Here is a 3136-nt window from a genome sequence, read left to right as displayed (position 1 = left end):
GCAGGTCCTGGCCACCCGCCGTCGCGAGTTTGCCTTCGGTGTAACCGAGAAACAGGAAGTTTCCGTCGTCGAGCCAGAGGAGCAATTCCCTGAGCTGTTTCGGTGGCGGCGCCACATCGCGCGGGAACCCGTCCACCGAGGCGACGGCTTCGGCGAGCTTGCCACGGATGGCGGATCCGTCGCGGATGGCAACCCGGACATCATCCAGCACCCTCTGCAGGTTATCCGTCAGTCGCCTCACGGCAGCCGCATCGGGCAGCCTGCCGATCTCCGCGGCAATCCAGACCTCGGTTTCCCCGGCCTCCGGAGGGGTTTCGCCCTCCATGGACGTTCCAAGGCGGACTTCCAGTAGCTCGTGGGACACCGGGTCGCGAAGCACCCTAAAGCTGGGATGAACCAGCAGATTGATGGACGTGTCGTCGCGGGTGAGCTCCGCCGTGACGGAGTGGACCAGATACGGGATGTCGTCCGTCACGACTGCGACGATGCTGGCATCCAATTCGGTCAAGATCCCGACGGCGGCTTGCCCGGGCGCGCGCGACGACGCCAGTTTCAGGTGGTGCCCGGCCCGCGCACGGAGCGTCTCGGGACTATAGCTCCTCAGATCCTCCGGGGGCACCTGGGCAAAGTATTCGGCCAGGAAAGCTTCACTGGGCTCAAGCGAAGATGCTGCCTTCGTCTGCTCCGCCGGCACCGATTCGCGTGTCATGTCACCGCGCCTCCACTGCGGGTGCCACTCGCAAACTGGGGTTGACGATCCAGCCCTCCGCGCCTCCCTTCATCATGGCTGGCCGCACAGACCGAGTCCAGATGCTGGAACAAAGTACCAGGACATGACGCGGGCGCGGGCCGTATGGCCCGCGCCCTGCTGTCGGCGTCGATGGACTAGTGCTTCCTGAAGGCGCCTTTGATCTTTTCACCTGCCAGCTTCAGATCGGCCCTGACCTGACGGGACTTGCCCTCAGCCTTCAGCCGGTCATTGCCGGTGGCTTCGCCGGCCGCTTCCGTGGCCTTGCCGTGGAATTTACCGGCAGCGTGATGGATCCTCTCACCCCAACCCATGATGGCTCTCCTTTGTCGGCGGCCCGCGGCGGGACACCGCGAGGCCGCACTTAAATTGTAGGGACGGAACTGCGGCAAAGGCACGTCCCGGCCGGGAAGCCTTGACACTCAGGGAGCACGGATACGGGTCCCGTACCATGGGGCGGATGGTGTTCATACGGCTATACCGCGAAGGCAAACTCGAACGCGACGATGTCCGGGCCCACGAGATCGAAGCCCTGGCCCGCCAGGACGATGTGGTCCTGTGGATCGACTACACGGACCCGACGGCGGATGACCTGCTCGGCGTCGAAACCGTGTATGGGCTTCACCGCCTCGCCGTCGAGGACGCCGTCCACGACTTCCAGCGGCCCAAACTGGACCGGTACCCGAACCACCTGTTCCTCTCGGCTTACCAAGCGGCTCTAAAGCCTGGCACCGGCGAGCTGACCGTCGTCGAGGTCTCGGCATTCGTGACCCATAACGCCCTGGTGACTGTACACGGGCCGGAGTTCGACACCGACGAGCTGACGGCGCACTGGGACTCGGAAACCGACCTCGCCCAACACGGGGTGCCCTTCCTCTTCTGGGGCCTGTTGGACATGATCGTCGACGGGCATTTCGACGCCGTCCAGGAACTCGATGGCTACATCGACGCCCTCGAAGAGTCGCTTTTCGACGACCACTCCCCCGACCATGACCTACAGCGGAAGACGTTCGAACTCCGCAAGAACCTCGTCCGGCTCCGCCGCGTCGTCCTGCCCATGCGTGAAGTCCTCAACACCCTGCTCCGGCGCGAAGACCTGGTCGGCTGCAGCCCTGCGATGCAGCCCTTCCTGCAGGACTCTACGACCATGTGCTGCGTGCCTCGGAATGGACGGAATCGCTCCGCGACCTGGTCACCACCATCCTGGAAACCCACATCAGCATCCAGGGGAACCAGATGAACCTCGTCATGAAGAAGGTCACCAGCTGGGCTGCGATCATCGCCGTCCCGACTGCCGTGACGGGCTTCTTCGGGCAGAACGTGCCCTTCTTCGGCTTCCAGAGCGACTATGGGCTCTGGCTATCCTGCGCGCTCATGGCCGGCGGCTCAATCTTCCTGTACCTGGCGTTCAAGAAACGGGACTGGATCTAGCTGGTTCCCCTGGGACGTCCTCTGCCCTACTGGTCGTCCTTACGGGCGGGAAGTACCAGGAGCGCATCCCCAACCGCGCGTTCCGAACCGCCCGACGGGCTGTTCTGGACTCTTCCTTCGGCAACGGCCGTTGTTGAGCCGCCGCCGTCGAGGTTCATGGCCTGGACCATGCCGAGCGACACCGCGACGTCGGCCTCTTCCTTCAAGCTCAATCCCAGGGAGGCAGTCGAGCGTCCGTCCGCCGTGACGAGCATGGTCCTGCCCTGAGCGTCGGTACCGGCGAAGGTCCGGGGGTTCCGCTTGTGGACCCAACCGTAGTAGAAGCTGTTTCCGTCGTTCGGGTGCACCATGCCGTCATGCCGGGCGGTGACGTCCACGCTGCCGTCCTTGACGAGCAGCGGGCCGCCGTTCACGACGCTCGTGGCCTTGTCGGTGTGCAAGGGCTTCCCATCCTGGCCGAGCAATCCGGCGTCGATCTTCAGCTTCGCGCCTAAGGGAGCGAGCGCGCGGAGCCTGGCGACGTCTGTTCCGGTGGCCTGGATGGTGTGTCCGCCCGCAGGCACGGCCGCGCCACGGGTTTCGGCGACGGAAGTCACTGTGTCTTTGCTGTCCACGGTCACTTCAAGACCCGGACCGGCAGGCGTGGCCGGTCCGAACTCCGGGGTGAACGTGACGAGCTCGCTGGAGTTCGTGCAGGTGACGTCCTGGAGCGGGCCTGAGGTGGGCAAGTCGTTGGCGCCGCCACAGTTTCGGATCAGCCCGGGTACCCGGTCGATGCCGTCCAGAGCGGCTTCTCCGGCCGAGGAGGCGATCTTCCCTGACCAAGTCAGTCGCTGGATACTGCTGGCATTCTTCTTTCCGTCAATGACGAGGGCAGGACGGTCCGCCACGGCTTCGCTGAGAATCCTGCCTCCGTACACACCGACGCCGGCGGGGTCACCTTCGGCGCCGGCCTTC

2 protein-coding genes and 2 pseudogenes are annotated in these 3136 nt (G+C 64.7%); 1 reads left to right on the top strand and 3 read right to left on the bottom strand.

All coding sequences use genetic code 11. The features are described from left to right. Positions 1–709, bottom strand: a pseudogene (locus tag AHiyo1_RS21575) (NAD-glutamate dehydrogenase domain-containing protein); the annotation flags it as partial. Positions 710–885: 176 nt separating this feature from the next. Next, a complete protein-coding gene (locus tag AHiyo1_RS21570; RefSeq protein WP_059389945.1) occupies positions 886–1062 on the bottom strand; it encodes a CsbD family protein in 177 nt (58 codons plus the stop codon). Between the two features lie 137 nt (positions 1063–1199). Between AHiyo1_RS21570 and AHiyo1_RS21565 the strand changes: the two are divergent. Continuing rightward, positions 1200–2179, top strand: a pseudogene (locus AHiyo1_RS21565) (magnesium transporter CorA family protein). A gap of 26 nt (positions 2180–2205) precedes the next feature. Here AHiyo1_RS21565 and AHiyo1_RS21560 read toward each other — a convergent pair. Then, the coding region (locus tag AHiyo1_RS21560) for a phosphodiester glycosidase family protein (protein WP_148667714.1) at positions 2206–3136 on the bottom strand (931 nt) is incomplete at its 5' end.

Origin of the sequence: Arthrobacter sp. Hiyo1 (assembly GCF_001263615.2) — a bacterium.
Lineage (GTDB): Bacteria > Actinomycetota > Actinomycetes > Actinomycetales > Micrococcaceae > Arthrobacter.
The sequence above is the reverse complement of the archived record's forward strand: the minus strand, read 5'-3'. Positions and strand labels throughout refer to the sequence as shown.

Bases quoted from the DNA above. Each gene is read 5' to 3' on its own strand.
- AHiyo1_RS21570 (WP_059389945.1), bottom strand. From the start codon at position 1,062: ATGGGTTGGGGTGAGAGGATCCATCACGCTGCCGGTAAATTCCACGGC.